Annotated in this window: 17 protein-coding genes; 10 read left to right on the forward strand and 7 right to left on the reverse strand. The window is 64.9% G+C overall.

The window, feature by feature from the left end:
* Positions 1 to 17: 17 nt before the first annotated feature.
* The 10 genes from NLN62_RS27740 to NLN62_RS27780 all read left to right on the forward strand — a co-directional run bounded on the left by NLN62_RS27740 (position 18) and on the right by NLN62_RS27780 (position 7,558).
* Entirely contained in the window at positions 18 to 809 is a 792-nt protein-coding gene (locus NLN62_RS27740) for a helix-turn-helix transcriptional regulator (protein WP_027523186.1), read from the forward strand.
* Positions 810 to 896: 87 nt separating this feature from the next.
* Positions 897 to 2,066: a cytochrome P450 gene (locus NLN62_RS27745; RefSeq protein WP_027523187.1), complete on the forward strand. Its 1,170-nt coding sequence runs from the start codon at positions 897 to 899 to the stop codon at positions 2,064 to 2,066.
* Positions 2,067 to 2,075: 9 nt separating this feature from the next.
* Entirely contained in the window at positions 2,076 to 2,570 is a 495-nt protein-coding gene (locus NLN62_RS27750; RefSeq protein WP_051389751.1) for a hypothetical protein, read from the forward strand.
* A 221-nt stretch (positions 2,571 to 2,791) separates the two neighbouring features.
* Entirely contained in the window at positions 2,792 to 3,742 is a 951-nt protein-coding gene (locus tag NLN62_RS27755; protein ID WP_254110990.1) for a sulfonate ABC transporter substrate-binding protein, read from the forward strand.
* Between the two features lie 2 nt (positions 3,743 to 3,744).
* Positions 3,745 to 3,867 (forward strand): hypothetical protein, encoded by a 123-nt coding sequence (locus tag NLN62_RS53020; RefSeq protein ID WP_256575968.1) that lies wholly within the window; start codon positions 3,745 to 3,747, stop codon positions 3,865 to 3,867.
* A 22-nt stretch (positions 3,868 to 3,889) separates the two neighbouring features.
* On the forward strand, positions 3,890 to 5,065 hold the full coding sequence (ssuD, locus tag NLN62_RS27760) for an FMNH2-dependent alkanesulfonate monooxygenase (RefSeq protein ID WP_254110992.1): 1,176 nt from the start codon (positions 3,890 to 3,892) through the stop codon (positions 5,063 to 5,065).
* Positions 5,062 to 5,868 (forward strand): aliphatic sulfonate ABC transporter permease SsuC, encoded by an 807-nt coding sequence (gene ssuC / locus NLN62_RS27765; protein WP_254110994.1) that lies wholly within the window; start codon positions 5,062 to 5,064, stop codon positions 5,866 to 5,868. Before ssuD ends, ssuC begins: the two co-directional genes overlap by 4 nt.
* A 7-nt stretch (positions 5,869 to 5,875) precedes the next feature.
* Positions 5,876 to 6,700: an ATP-binding cassette domain-containing protein gene (locus NLN62_RS27770; protein ID WP_027523192.1), complete on the forward strand. Its 825-nt coding sequence runs from the start codon at positions 5,876 to 5,878 to the stop codon at positions 6,698 to 6,700.
* 32 nt (positions 6,701 to 6,732) lie between these two features.
* Positions 6,733 to 7,314 carry a flavin reductase family protein gene (locus NLN62_RS27775; RefSeq protein WP_027523193.1) on the forward strand — a complete coding sequence of 194 codons (582 nt, stop codon included), beginning with the start codon at positions 6,733 to 6,735 and terminating at the stop codon, positions 7,312 to 7,314.
* Positions 7,315 to 7,402: 88 nt separating this feature from the next.
* Positions 7,403 to 7,558 (forward strand): hypothetical protein, encoded by a 156-nt coding sequence (locus NLN62_RS27780; protein ID WP_027523194.1) that lies wholly within the window; start codon positions 7,403 to 7,405, stop codon positions 7,556 to 7,558.
* A 103-nt stretch (positions 7,559 to 7,661) separates the two neighbouring features.
* Here NLN62_RS27780 and NLN62_RS27785 read toward each other — a convergent pair whose 3' ends face one another.
* From NLN62_RS27785 to fliG, 7 genes are all read right to left on the reverse strand, one after another.
* Entirely contained in the window at positions 7,662 to 8,810 is a 1,149-nt protein-coding gene (locus tag NLN62_RS27785) for a M20 family metallopeptidase (protein ID WP_027523195.1), read from the reverse strand.
* Between the two features lie 116 nt (positions 8,811 to 8,926).
* Positions 8,927 to 10,015, reverse strand: coding sequence for a hypothetical protein (locus NLN62_RS27790; RefSeq protein ID WP_051389753.1), 1,089 nt, complete (start codon positions 10,013 to 10,015; stop codon positions 8,927 to 8,929).
* 2 nt (positions 10,016 to 10,017) lie between these two features.
* Positions 10,018 to 10,710: a hypothetical protein gene (locus NLN62_RS27795; protein WP_027523196.1), complete on the reverse strand. Its 693-nt coding sequence runs from the start codon at positions 10,708 to 10,710 to the stop codon at positions 10,018 to 10,020.
* A gap of 352 nt (positions 10,711 to 11,062) precedes the next feature.
* Positions 11,063 to 12,448, reverse strand: a complete 1,386-nt coding sequence (locus NLN62_RS27800; protein WP_027523197.1) for a sigma-54-dependent Fis family transcriptional regulator — start codon at positions 12,446 to 12,448, stop codon at positions 11,063 to 11,065.
* A 108-nt stretch (positions 12,449 to 12,556) separates the two neighbouring features.
* A complete protein-coding gene (gene fliN / locus NLN62_RS27805; RefSeq protein ID WP_027523198.1) occupies positions 12,557 to 12,907 on the reverse strand; it encodes a flagellar motor switch protein FliN in 351 nt (116 codons plus the stop codon).
* A gap of 3 nt (positions 12,908 to 12,910) precedes the next feature.
* Entirely contained in the window at positions 12,911 to 13,531 is a 621-nt protein-coding gene (locus NLN62_RS27810; protein ID WP_027523199.1) for a FliH/SctL family protein, read from the reverse strand.
* Entirely contained in the window at positions 13,531 to 14,625 is a 1,095-nt protein-coding gene (gene fliG / locus NLN62_RS27815) for a flagellar motor switch protein FliG (RefSeq protein ID WP_027523200.1), read from the reverse strand. The genes NLN62_RS27810 and fliG overlap by 1 nt, the downstream gene beginning before the upstream one ends.
* Positions 14,626 to 14,636 lie beyond the last annotated feature (11 nt).

Genomic DNA, 14,636 nt, shown 5'->3' on the forward strand with positions numbered 1-14,636 from the left:
CTTGGCGGAGGAAAGCAATGCGGCCTCAGGCGATGCCCGCAAATCTTGCGGCTGGCGATGTCACGTCCGCGGTGCTCGCGATCGGCCGGCCCGATTTCCCTGATGTGCTGATCGACACCTTGCGCGGCCAGGCCGGCGTCGGCCATTGCATGGTGTTTGCGCTGACCCGAAGCGGCGGCGCATGCTGCCTGCTCGACGCCGGCAACATCCCGATCGGCGGCGATCTCGGCGCCGCCTATGCCGGGCAGTTCCACGAATCCGATCCGAACCGAGATGCATTGTTTGAGGGGCAGGAGAGGGCGGGGCCGATCATGCTGCCGGCCTTCGCACCGCGGATGTACGATGCGCGCTACCGAAAGATCTTCTTCCAGGACTCCGGCATCGTCGACAAGGTTGCGACCGCAATCTGGGTCGACGACACCTGTTTCTACGTCAACTTCTATCGCATCGCTGCGCAAGGCCGCTTCACCGACACTCAGCTCGACCGCTTGCAACACATTGCGCCGGCGATCGGCGCGAGCGTCGCGCGGCATTTCCAGCAAGCCACGACATCGACGCTGGAGCAGAATCTCGCCGCGTTGTTCGCAACCCGCGCGCCGCTCGCCGACCTCACCCGCCGTGAGCAGGAGGTCTGTCGCCGCATCCTGCTTGGTTTGAGCTCCGAGGCCATCTCGCAGGCGCTCGGCATCAGCCTGCATTCGACGCTGACCTATCGCAAGCGTGCCTATGAGAGGCTCGGCATCTCCTCGCAGAACGAGCTGTTCGCTATCGTGCTGCGGCTCCTCGCCGGCCCGCGCAGCCTGAACTGACGCCTGTCCCAATCGCTGGGGACAGACGCTGGCTCCGGACGGGGCTAGCTTGCACGCTGAGGAAACAAAGGCCTAAAGGAGCCAGGCTTGAGCACCGCGCCACGCATCGACATCGACCCGGTCTCGTTCTGGCAGGATCCTTATCCGATGCTTGCGAAGATGCGGAAGGAGGCGCCGATCGCCTTCGTGCCGCAACTCGGCTCGACGCTGCTCGCGAGCCGCGACGACATCTCGATCTCCGAGAAGCAGATCGACGTGTTCTCCTCGCACCAGCCCGAGGGGCTCATGAACAAGCTGATGGGCCACAACATGATGCGCAAGGACGGCGAGGCGCATCAGGTCGAGCGCCGCGCGCTGTTTCCCGCGGTTTCGCCCAGAACGGTGAAGGCGCACTGGACCGCGCAGTTCCAAGCTCATGCCGATCGCATCATCAATGGCATCGAGCCGGGCGCGCGGATCGATTTCATGCGCGATTTCGCGCTGCCGTTTTCGGGCGAATGCCTGAAGTCGATCACGGGCCTCACCAATATTGGCTTTGCGGAGATGGATGCCTGGTCGCAAGGAATGATCGACGGCATCGCGAACTATGCCGGTGATCCCGCCGTGGAAGCGCGCTGCCATGCGGCCACCGCCGGCATCGACGTCGCGATTGACGACATGCTGCCTGTCATGCAGAAAAATCCAGACCAGAGCCTGCTCGGCGTGATGCTGGCATCCGGCATGCCGATGCAGAGTGTGCGCGCCAACGTCAAGCTGGCGATCTCCGGTGGCCAGAACGAGCCGCGCAAGGCCATCGCCGGTACTGTCTGGGCGCTCCTCACCCATCCGGACCAGTTCGAGCTTGTCCGGCGCGGCGACGTGTCCTGGCTCCAGGCGTTCGAGGAATATGCGCGCTGGATTTCGCCGATCGGCATGTCGCCGCGGCGAATTGCAAAGCCGTGGGCCATCCGCGACGTCTCGTTCGAGACCAATGAGCGCGTGTTCCTGATGTTCGGCTCGGCCAATCGCGACGAGAGGCATTTTGACCGTGCCGATGAATTCGACGTGCGGCGCGACGTGTCGAAGAGCGTCGCCTTCGGTGCCGGCCCGCATTTCTGCGCCGGCGCCTGGGCCTCGCGCGCCATGATCGCCGACGTCGCCCTGCCGACGGTGTTCGCGAGGGCAAAGAACTTGCAGATCGCCGACGACGAGCCAGTGCGGATCGGCGGCTGGGCGTTCCGCGGCTTGCTCAATCTGCCGGTGAGGTGGGATGCTTGAACCGCAGGGTTGCTCGGCGACACAAACGACGTGTCCTATGAGTGCTCCACCAAATTGCTGCGGCAAACGGCTCTTCTGACCGGCGCCTTGGCGCTGCTTGCATCGTCGCTCGTTGTTCCTGCGCGCGCCGCGCGTCTGCCCTGGATTTCCGGCTGCTGGACCCAGACCTCGCCTTGGCCGAGGGCGCAAACGCCGCCAGGAAAGGAGTGGGGCACGCGCACCTGGTGCTTCAAGCGGCATGGCGTAATGGAGCGTTTTCATACCGCGTGCGACCGCGGCGGCTGCGACGGTTGGCAACAGGATGGGCGCTACCACTGGCGCCGGCCGATCATATCGTTCTCCGACGTCGATACGTTCGATGACGGCAAGCGCCGGGCGTCACCATGGCGCCGTTGTCCCGCCAAATTCCTCGCGCCGAACCGCATGGTGCTCGAGAATTGCTATGGCCCCTCCACTCCCTGGTCGCGCGGGCCTTACCTGGGCAGTAAACGCAGCGCTGAGTAGATGATTGCCCATCCGGGACTGCTTTGCCCGCAGCTTCACGTTCGCGTGCGGAAAATTTCTCTCTGCATTCGCTTTGGCAATTGAAAGATTAATCACGCGCATTGCCGCAAGCGCAGTGCGCGCGTCGCTATTTTTCCGGGCGTCTCGACAGCTTCCGTAAGGCGCACCATCATTCCCGCATCGCAATGAAATGCACGGCCGCGCGCGGTCGGGAGTTGGGAATGCAGCGTCGGGACTTCCTGAAATTCTCTCTTGGAACGGCAGCGCTGGCTGCGTTGTCCTCGCGTGCAAGCGCGCAAGGCACCGTGAAGGAAATTCGTGTCGGCTACCAGAAGAACGGCGTGCTCGTCATCACGCGCCAGCAGGCCGCGCTGGAAAAACATTTCGCGTCCCAGGGCATCGAGGTGAAATGGGTCGAGTTCTCGTCCGGCCCGCCGATGATGGAGGCGATGAATGTCGGCAGCGTCGACTACGGCGCGGTCGGCGATTCCCCGCCGGTGTTTGCCCAGGCCGCGGGCGCCGCGATCGTTTATGCGGCAGGCCAGCCCATCACCAACGGGCAGGGCATTTTGGTGCCCAAGGATTCACCAATCCAATCGATCGCGGAGCTGAAGGGCAAGCGCATTGGCTTCACCAAGGGTTCCAGCGCGCACAACATCGTGGTGCAGACGCTGGAGAAGGCTGGCCTCACCTATGCCGACATCACGCCGGTCTATCTGACGCCGCCGGACGCCGGCCCTGCCTTTGCCAATGGCAGCATCGATGCATGGGCGATCTGGGATCCGTATTTTGCGATCGGCGAGACCAAGCAGAACGGCCGCATCCTGATCAATGCGTGCGAGGTCACCAAGAGCAACTCCTTCTTTATCGCCAACCGCGATTTCGCGAAGAACCATGGCCCGATCCTCCAGCAGATCGTCGACGTGTCGACAGCGACGGCGCGCTGGGCCGAGCAGCACCGCGATGAGGTCGCCAAATCGCTGGCCGCGGTGACGGGCATTCCCCTCGACATCCAGACCATTGCGGCCAATCGCTCGGCCTTCGTCGTCGGTCCCGTCACCGAGGACATCATCGCGACCCAGCAGGGCGTCGCCGACCGCTTTCACAAGCTCGGCCTGATCCCGAGGCCGATCGCGATCCGAGACATCGTCTGGCGTAGCACGGCGACCTGATCGTGCCGACCGGTCTTCCGATTTCAAAGGGTTTGAACATGAGACGTATCGTTCCGCGTGTGATCGCGGCCATCGTGCTGTCGCTCGGCATCGTGGCGGCTGCTGTCGGAACGTCCTACGGCTAATCATCCGAACGTGAGACAATCAATGAGTCAACCCAAGAGCCCATCGAAGAGCAACATCCTCTGGTTCCTGCCGACCCACGGCGACGGCCGCTATCTCGGCACCGGCATCGGCGGCCGCGAGGTGAATTTCAACTACCTGCGCCAGATCGCGCAGGCGGCTGACCAGCTCGGCTACTACGGCGTGCTACTACCGACGGGACGGAGCTGCGAGGATTCCTGGATCGTGGCTTCCGCGGTTGCGCCCTTCACCGAGCGGCTGCGCTATCTCATGGCTGTCAGGCCCGGCCTGCAATCGCCAAGCGTCGCCGCGCGCATGACGGCCACGCTCGACCGCGTCACCAACGGCCGGTTGCTGGTGAACGTCGTCACCGGGGGCGACCCCGTCGAGAACAAGGGTGACGGCATATTCCTCGCCCATGATGAGCGCTACGAGGTCACCCGCGAGTTCCTCAACGTCTATAGCGACCTGCTTGCCGGCAAGACCGTGAATGTCGAGGGCAAGCACATCCGCATCGAAGACGGCAAGCTGCTGTTCCATCCAGTGCAGTCGCCGCGTCCGCCGCTCTATTTCGGCGGCTCGTCGGATGCCGGCATCGACGTCGCCGTCGATGCCGTCGACAAGTATCTCACCTGGGGCGAGCCGCCGGCGCAGGTCGCCGAGAAGATCGCCAAGGTGAAGGCGGTCGCGGCTCAGCGCGGGCGCAAGCTGTCCTTCGGCATCCGCCTGCATGTCATCGTCCGCGAGACAAATGAAGAGGCCTGGCAGGCTGCCAACGAGCTGATCAAGCATGTCAGCGACGAGACCATCGCGCTCGCGCAGAAGAACTTTGCGCGCATGGACTCGATCGGCCAGCAGCGCATGGCGCAGCTTCATGGCGGTCGCCGCGACAAGCTCGAGATCAGCCCGAACCTCTGGGCCGGTGTCGGCCTCGTGCGCGGCGGCGCGGGCACCGCGCTGGTCGGCGATCCTCAGACCGTCGCCGCGCGCATCAAGGAGTATCAGGACCTCGGAATCGATACCTTCATCCTGTCGGGCTATCCGCATCTCGAGGAAGCCTATCGCTTCGCCGAGCTGGTCTTCCCGCTGCTCTCGCTCGAGCTGCCGAGCAACGTGACGAAGCTTCACTTCAACGGCGGGCCGTTCGGCGAGACCGTCGGCAGCGATTTCCGTCCGCAGAAGCAGGTCTCGCAGTCATGAGCCTTATCGACAGCATTCCCCTTCGGCGCAGCTTCGGCCTGCCGCGCGCCGACGGCCTGATCCAGTGGATCGTGCCGCTCGTCATCATCGTGATCTGGCAGATCGCCAGCGTCATCGGTCTCGTGCCGACGCGCGTCTTGCCGGCACCGAGCGACGTCGCGCTCGCGGGCTGGAAGCTGCTGCTCTCCGGTGAGCTCGTCCGCAACATCTGGGTCAGCTTCTGGCGCGCCTCGATCGGCTTCCTCATCGGCGGCAGCATCGGCTTCGCCTTTGGTCTGGCCAACGGCCTCTCGCAGCTCTCCGCAAAGCTGACCGATACGACGCTTCAGATGGTGCGCAACGTGCCGCACCTGGCTCTGATCCCGCTTGTCATCCTCTGGTTCGGCATCGACGAGAGCGCAAAGCTGTTCTTGGTGGCGCTCGGCGTGTTCTTCCCGATCTATCTCAACACGCTGCACGGCATCCGCACAGTGGACCCGCAGCTCATCGAGATGGGCCGCATCTACGGCATGAGCGACGGCGAATTGTTCCGCCGGGTGATCTTTCCCGGCGCGCTGCCATCGATCTTCGTCGGCATCCGCTTCGCGCTCGGCATCATGTGGCTGACGCTGATCGTCGCCGAGACCATCGCGGCGTCCTCCGGCCTCGGCTACATGGCGATGCAGGCGCGCGAGTTCATGCTGATCGACGTCGTCGTGCTGTCGATCCTGATCTACGCCCTGCTCGGCAAGCTCGCCGACACCGCCTCGCGCCTGCTTGAGCGCCTGACGCTTGCCTGGCACCCCGCCTTCCAGAAACGTTGAGACAAAAATGCAGACAGCTCTCCTCCTTCCAGAAACCGAACGCAACGAGCGGGCTCGCATCACGCCGCAGGCCCGGCGCCGGCGCGAGGACCGGCCGGCACTTGGCTTGCCGCTCACGATCCGCAACTTGCGCAAGTCCTTCGGCGACAACGAGGTGCTGCGCGGCATCGACCTGCACATCCCCGCCGGCCAGTTCGTGGCGATCGTCGGTAAAAGTGGTTGTGGCAAGAGCACGCTGCTGCGGCTGATCGCCGGCCTCGACAAAATCGATGCCGGGGCCATCAGCTTTGGTGAGGCGGCGCGGCCCGAGGATATCAGGGTGATGTTCCAGGAGCCGCGGCTGTTGCCATGGGCGCGGGTGCTCTCGAATGTCGAGGTCGGTTTGGGGCGCGATCGCGCCTCACAGGATGCGCATCCGCGCGCCGAGCACGCGCTGACCGAGGTCGGGCTCGCCGACAAGCGCGACCAATGGCCCTCGGTGTTGTCGGGCGGCCAGAAGCAGCGCGTGGCACTGGCGCGCGCGCTCGTCAGCCAGCCCCGCGTGCTGGCCTTCGACGAGCCGCTGGGCGCGCTCGATGCCTTGACCCGCATCTCGATGCAGCGGCTGCTGGAGCGCGTCTGGCGCGACCAGGGGTTTACGGCGATCCTGGTGACGCACGACGTCGCGGAAGCCGTTGCGCTGGCCGATCGCGTGCTCGTGATCGAGGAAGGCCGCATCGCGCATGACGCCACGGTCAATGCCCCGCGGCCGCGCGAGCGCGGCTCGGTGGAGCTTGCGGGCCTCGAAGGCTCCATCCTGCGCCATCTTCTCTCGGCGGACGATCGTACCTAGATAATAGAGGCCCTGATTTCAGGGAGCATGCCATGAACGTGATTGCCCGCCATATCATGACCGACACCACGATCTCCGCCGCCGATTTCCGCGGCGCCATGCGCCATCTCACCGGCGGTGTCAGCGTCATCACGGCCGGGCGCGGCAGGGACATCACCGGCATGACGGTGACTTCGGTGACGTCGCTGTCGGTCGATCCGCCGACACTGCTCGTCAGCATCAACCGCGACGCCTCGTCTTTCCCGCTGATCAAGCGCCATGGTGCCTTCGGCGTGAACATCCTCAACGCCGACCAGCTCGACATCGCCGAGCGCTTCGCCGGCAAGGGCGGGCTGAAGGGCGCCGACCGTTTCGCCGGCAGTGACTGGGTGACTGCCGTCTCCGGCGTCCCGCTGCTTGCCGGCGCGCTGGCCGCGCTCGATTGCGAGGTCGAGGAGATCGTCGAGCGCCACTCGCATGGCATCGTCATTGGACGCGCGCGGGACATCCGGAGCTCGACCCGCAGCGCGGCGCTTGCCTATTGGCACGGACAGTACGTCGCGGTCGATCAGGATGAGGATGCGGCGAGGCTCGCCGAGGTCAGTGTTCCCGCGCGGGGCCGGCGCGTCATTTGACCGCCGGATGGCCTTCCGGGCTGGCCTTTTCGTTTCCCTCGATCTAGAAGCCCTGCCAGAGCCTCCCGGAGGAGGCGATGGAGCCGGCATGAAACGCGTTGCGACCTGGGCCTTCTACGCCGTCGGCGCGCTCGCGATTGCCTATCTCGCGCTCTACGCCTATGCGATGTTCACCGGCCGGCACATCGTGCCCGGCGACCCCATCCACATCTTCCGCAATCCCGACGCGCCGAGCTATTCTTGAGCAGGCGTAGGGTGGGTTAGCGAAGCGTAACCCACCACTTGCTTTCCGCGCGAAGAGAGAAGTGGTGGGTTACGCCTTCGGCTAACCCACCCTAGGAGAGCGTTCAACTCCGCAAGATCGCCAGCGCCAGCGCCTGCGCGCGGGGGACGATGCTGTCGAGCTCGAGATATTCCTCCGGCGTGTGCGCAAGCCCGCCGACCGGGCCGACGCCGCAGATCGTCGGCGTGCCGACGGCGGCGGTGAAGCCTGAATCGGCGCAGCCGCCGGAGAACTCGCCGGTGAGCGTGGTCAGCCCGACGTCGCGGGCGGCGCCCTGGTAACCCCAAAACAGCGTCTTCGACGCCTCGCTCTGAACCGCCGGCACGAACTCGCCCTTGATCGTCAGCGTGGCGCTCGTGCCGGGCACGTAAGAGGTGGCGACGATCTTCTCGATCGCGGCCATCACCGCCTCGCGATCCGCAGGCTCGACGTAACGCAGATCGATCTGGCCCTCGGCATGGGGCGCCGTCGTATTCACGGACTGTCCGCCCGCGATCAGCCCGACGTTCAGGGTGATCCCCTTGGACAGATCGGTCAGCGCGTGGATGTGGACGATCTTGTGCGCGAGCTCGCCGATCGCGCTCACGCCGGCCGCAAAATTCGCGCCGGAATGCGCGGCCTTGCCGGTGACGGCAAGGTGCATGAAGATGCCGCCCTTGCGGCTCGTGACCACGTTCCCGGTCGGCCGCCCCGGCTCGGAATTGTAGACGGCGCGCGCGGAACGTCCCTCGCGCTCGATCACCGGGCGCGAGGAGGGCGAGGCGATCTCCTCATCCGAGGTGATCAGGACCTTGATAGGGTGAGGGCTGCCGCCGAATTTGTGGAAGGCCGCGGCCACGAACACGTTCATCACGAGGCCGGCCTTCATGTCCGCGACCCCCGGGCCATAGGCGCGGCCGTCCAGAATCGTGAAGGGGCGTCGTTCGGCCTCGCCTTTGCCGAACACCGTGTCGCGATGTCCCATCAGCAGGATCGGCTTTTCGTTGCTGCCGGGCTTGGCCACGGTCGCATGAAGCGCGTCGCCATAGGTGCCGTTCGGCTCACGCCAGCTCGAAATGCCGTGCTCGGCAAAATGCCGCTCGAAGCGCGCGCCGACGGCGTCGACGCCTTCCTTGTCGTAGGATCCGGAATCGATGTTCACGACGTCGCGCAGCAGGTCGATCATCGCCTGCTTCTGCGACGCCAGCCAATCGGTGATTTTAGTCTCTGCCATTTGCGCTCCGCGAGTTTGTCTCGCGGCGCTTATACGGCGTATCGCATCCGCGACCTAGTCCCCGAACGGAGCCCGGCCTTGCAAGTCGGCCATGCCCCGCAAGCCAGAGCGCGAAGCTATTCCATCGACGGAGGAACAATCCTTTCCATGCGTGCCGAAGGTCGACCGGGGTTGGGCGCGGTCCAGCGAAATGCGTGAAACGCTGCATCGTCGGCCACGCTTCTTCCCACAATGGTCGTACCGTCAGCGCTAATTCCAGAGGCGTACGATTCCGCTCCTCCGGGGGTGTCGAGGTCGAGCATGCCGGCTTCGGCGGTCCAGCGAAAGGCATGCGCTTTCCCATCGGCGATCTCGGCATATCCCACCACCACCGAGCCATCCGCGCTCACCGCAAGCGCATTGGATTCCCTCCCGCCGAGCGTGCCCAGATCGACCATGCCTGTGCTGCGTGTCCAGCGAAAGGCGTGATAGCCGTCCCAGGGCGAGGTCATACTATTTCCAACGACCACCGATCCGTCTGCGCTTGTGTCGTGGGCGCTGGAAGTGGGGCCTCCGAGCGTTCCCAGATCGATCATGCCGGTATCGCTGGTCCAGCGAAAGGCGTGTTCATCCTGCTCGGGAGTGTGGCTCGACCCCACTACCACCGCGCCGTCGGCGCTTACACCGCGCGCGCTGGATTTGTGTCCTCCGAGCGTGCCGAGATCGACCATGCCGGTGCTGCTGGTCCAGCGGAATGCGTGGGAGATGTGGGACCTATCGTCGGAGGTATCGGGGATCTGGGCGGACCCGACCACGACCGAACCGTCCGCGCTGACACCAGTGGCGCTGGACGAAGGTCCTCCCAGGGTGCCGAGATCGGTCGTGCCGCCGCCACTGGCCCAGCGAAGGGCGTGAGAGGCTTTACGATCCGCCGCAACTTTCCCACTGCCAACGATCACCGAGCCGTCGCCATTCACGGCATTGGCTGACGTCAGCTCGTCGAAGCCGGTCAAGCCGGTAGCGCTGGTCCAGCGGAACGGGCGATGGCGAACGGTCCCCAACACGACCGAGCCGTCAGCGCTCACCGCATCGGCACTTGATTTCGTCGGACAAGGCTGGGCTTGCGTGCACGCGACATCAGCGCTGATATAGATGGCAGAGCCGATCGCAGCGACGACGGCTCCCCCCGCCGTCGCGATCAGCCATTTCCGAGATTTGACGATCACGTCTATTCGGCAAACGGTATCGTCTCGCTGCGCATGCGCGTTCCGGGCGGGTAGCCCTCATGGTCCTCGGTTGCCCAATAGGGCCCCAAGGCATAGCCCATATAGTCCCAGAACCGGTCCCACATCGGCGAGCGCACGCCGGCGCGATAGCCGTCCTGCTCGCTGAGGGCCTTGTCGCGCCAGCGCTGCGCGATCTCTCGTTTCACCAGCGCGAAAAACATCGTGTCGCCGTCGGTCGCATCGATGGAAAGCAGGACCCGGCCGCGGGAGCCGATGTGTTGCTCGAGCTCCTCGGTCGCTTGAGCATAGAGAGACCACACGGTCCTGCGATACGCGGAAGTCGTGTCCTCGTCAGAAAGGTCCGGGACCTCATCCTGCGTGATGAACGGCCCGAAGACGGCCTTGACTGCGGGCCGAAGAGCCGTGGGATCGATGACCCCGTCGTCACGCCAGCGGCCGAATATCTCGATGAGGTATTTGTCCTCGGCCGAAGAGATTTTATCCTGGTTGCGGAGCAGGACGACCGTTGCCAGAAAGCTTCGCGTGGTTGGCTCGTAGTCATCCCCTCCATAAAAGCCGACCGTCTCCTGGTCTTCCGGCGGATTGGCGATCCAGGCCTCCACTTGAGCCATGATCGCGGCATCATCCCCGGAGAAATCCCGGGCGAAGGAGAGAATGGGATTTTCGCGATTCATAAACCCTCGCATTGATAGTCGGTGTAGTCGATCTCAGCGGTGCAGCGGCTATCGCATGCTTGTATAGTCGCTGCTTCGACATCCGAGGTTCGGCATGGCAACCGTTGAGGATTACGGATCAGCATTCTCCCGAACGGTGCGCGAGCGCTGACCGTGCGGCGCACGTCGGTTCGAGACTGCCCGACGCGTCAAATCTTGCGGAGGCGCGAGGCGTTCGCTGCCGGCCATCGGCTACTTTGCATGGGGTTGTTTTCGATATTTTGCGTGGGGGCCTATGGCGAATGTGTTCGCCCGCAAAGAAAACGCCCGGGGGCAAGCCCCGGGCACTCCTGACCTCAGCACTTGTGCGGGGCTAAGCCCCCATCGCCGGCATGCGGGGATATTCGCCGGGCGTGCCGGCGGGCGGGATCGGGATGCCGCCGTCGGCATATTCGTTGAGCTTGTTGCGCAGCGTGCGGATCGAGATGCCGAGGATGTTGGCGGCGTGGGTCCGGTTGCCGAGGCAATGCTTCAGCGTCTCGAGGATCAAATCGCGCTCGACGTCGGCGACGGTGCGCCCCACCAGCGCCCGCGTCACCTGCTCCGCTGCCATCGTGGCGTGCGCTACCGCCGGCGCGGTCCTTGCGACGTCGAGGCGGTCGCCGTCCGGCGTGATGATGGCGTCAGCGCCGATCTCGTCGCCCTGCGCCATCAGCACCGCGCGGTGCATGGTGTTCTCGAGCTCGCGGACGTTGCCCTGCCAGCGGTTGGTCGAGAGCACTCGGCGCGCTTCCGCGGAAATGGGGCGCAGCGGGACGCCGTTGGCATCGGCATATTTCTTGACGAAATGCTGGGCGAGTTCGAGGATGTCGGCGGGACGCTCGCGCAGCGGCGGGATCTTCAGGTTCACGACGTTGAGGCGGAACAAGAGATCCTCGCGGAACGTGCCTTCGCGCACGGCTTCCGCCAGGTTGCGGTTCGAGGTCGCGATGATGCGGATGTCGACGGGGACGGGCTTGGTGCCGCCGACGCGGTCGATCACGCGCTCCTGGATCGCGCGGAGCAGTTTTGACTGCAGGCGGACGTCCATCTCGGAGATTTCGTCGAGCAGCAGCGTGCCGCCGGTCGCCTCCTCGAACTTGCCGATACGGCGGGCGACCGCGCCGGTGAACGCGCCCTTCTCGTGGCCGAACAGCTCGGATTCCAGGAGATGCTCGGGGATCGCGGCGCAATTGATGGAGATGAAGGGGCGTTTGGCGCGGGCCGAGCGTGTATGGACGTAGCGTGCCAGCACCTCCTTGCCGGTACCGGATTCGCCGGTGACCATCACCGAAGCGTCCGAGCCGGCGATCTGCTGGGCGAGCTTGACCACGCGCGCCATGGCGTCGTCGCGATAGATGAGTTCGCGGGAATCGTTGGCCACGGCGGCGAGCACCGCGGCGATCAGCTCCGGCTCCGGCGGCAGCGGGATGTATTCCTTGGCGCCGGCGTGGATCGCGGCGACCGCGGCGCGGGCGTCGTTGGTGATGCCGCAGGCGACGATCGGAGCGTGGATGTGCTCGGCTTCCAGCCGCATCACGAGATCGCGGATGTCGAGGGCGACGTCGACCAGCAGCAGGTCGGCGCCCTTGCCGCCGCGCAGCACGCGCATTGCCTGCTCGTGGTCCTCGGCGTGGGTCACGGTGGCGCCGTTCTCCATCGCGATCTTGGTGGCGGTGGTGAGCTGGCCCTTCAGTGTGCCAACGATGAGAAGCCGCATGTCAGTCTCCTGTCCGTCTGTTCGCGCTGCTGCGCGTCATTCCTTGCGCTAAAGCATGATCCGGAAAAGTGTGTAGCGGTTTTCCGAAGAGATCATGCTCAAAACAAATCAACTGCGTTCGGTCCTGATGATTTCGGTCATGGTCACGCCGAGCTTGTCCTCGACCAGCACCACCTCGCCGCGAGCGACGAGGCGGTTGTTGACGTAGATGTCGATGGCCTCGCCGACGCGCCGGTCGAGCTCGAGCACGGTGCCGGGACCGAGCTTCAACAGCTCGCCGACGTCCATCTTGGAGCGGCCGAGCACGGCGGAAACCTGCACCGGCACGTCGAACACCGCCTCGAGGTCGGCGGCGACGCGGGCCGCGTATTCGTCCTCGTTGTAGCCGACATCGGTGCCCGTCGGCGCCATCGGGCCGTTGAGATCGGGAAGCGGGACCTGCCCGTCGGTGTCGCTCATGGCTTAATTCCCCTTGCGGGACGCGAGATAGCGTCCGACGAGTTCGTCGATCTTGCCGAGAATGGCGCCGCGCTCGAGCACGACGCCGCCATCGGCCCATTCGATCCGGCAGTCGCCGGTTGCAATCTCCGGCTCGGCCAGGATCACCAGCCGGCCCTCGAACCCGCTCTGCTTGGCGAGCCGCTCGATCCGCTCGCGCGCGCTCTCGTAGAGCGCGTCGTTGATGCGGACGACCAGGTGCGGCGTCGCGACCAGGTGCGAGAAGCAGTCCTTGACCAGCGCGACGATCTCGCCGAGCGGCTCGGCGGCGATCAGGTCGGCGCACAGCTTGCGCGCCACCGCGACCGCGACGTCGACCGCCTCGGTCTCCATCCTGGCCTCGATATTGCCGATGCCCGACGCGATGCCCCTGACCGAGATGTTGATCTCCTCCATGGCGAGCGCGACCCGGCGGTCGCTCTCGGCCTTGGCCTCGCGCTGTCCGGCGTCGAAGCCGGCCTGGTAGGCGCGCGCCTCGGCGGCCGCGATCTTCTGCGCGACCTCGGCTGCACTCGCAGCCTTCTCGCGCGTCCGGTCGGGTGCGGAGAAGTCGTTGTCGAACAGGAATTTCGCGGGTGCCGCCATCAGTACACCAATTCGTCGTCAGCGCGGTTCTTGGTCAGCATGATCTCGCCCTTGGCGGCGAGGTCCTTGGCGAGGTTGACCAGCAGCGCCTGCGCCTCGTCGACATCGCGCAACCGGACCGGTCCCATCGCCGCCATATCGTCCTGCAGCATCTTGGCGGCGCGCGAAGACATGTTGCCGAAGAAGAAGTTGCGGACGTCCTCGTTCGCGCTCTTCAGCGCGACGGCGAGCTTGTCCTTGTCGACGTTGCGCATCAACGTCTGCGCGGAGCCGGAGTCCAGCTTGACGAGGTCGTCGAAGGTGAACATCAGGGCCTTGATGCGCTCGGCCGATTCCCGGTTCTCCTCTTCCAGCGAGGTGATGAAGCGGGTTTCGGTCTGGCGGTCGAAATTGTTGAAGATTTCCGCCATCACCTCGTGGGCATCGCGGCGGCGGGTCTGCGACAGGTTCGACATGAATTCGACGCGAAGCGTCTTCTCCACGCTCTCGATGACCTCCTTCTGCACCGCCTCCATCTTCAGCATGCGGTTGACGACGTCGAGCGCCAGCTCCTCGGGCAGGATGCCGAGGACGCGCGCGGCGTGCTCCGGCTTGAGCTTGGACAGCACCACCGCGATGGTCTGCGGGTACTCGTTCTTCAGATAGTTGGCGAGCACCTCTTCCTGCACGTTGGAGAGCTTCTCCCACATGTTGCGCCCCGCGGGGCCGCGGATCTCGTCCATGATGCCGTTGACGCGCTCGGGCGCCAGGTATTGCTGCAACAGTCGCTCGGTGGCGTCGAAATTACCCATCAGCGCGCCGGAAGCCGACATGCGCGAGACGAATTCGAGCAGCATGTCCTCGACCGTGTCGACCTCGACCGTGCCGAGGGTGGACATCTCCAGCGAGAGCTGGCGCACCTCCTCGTCGTCGAGCATCGACCAGATCTTGCCGCCATATTGTTCGCCGAGCGCCAGCATCAGGATTGCGGCGCGCTTCGGTCCTGCCAGCGGCTCGGACTTGCCGTCCTTGGCCCGGTTGCCGGCGCGCTGCCCGAGGGTCGAGATCACACTGGTGATGTCGTGCGAGTTGGCGTTTTGCAAGGAGGCGGCCATGTCAGTTCACT

This window comes from Bradyrhizobium sp. CCGUVB23 (assembly GCF_024199885.1).
Classification (GTDB): Bacteria; Pseudomonadota; Alphaproteobacteria; order Rhizobiales; family Xanthobacteraceae; genus Bradyrhizobium.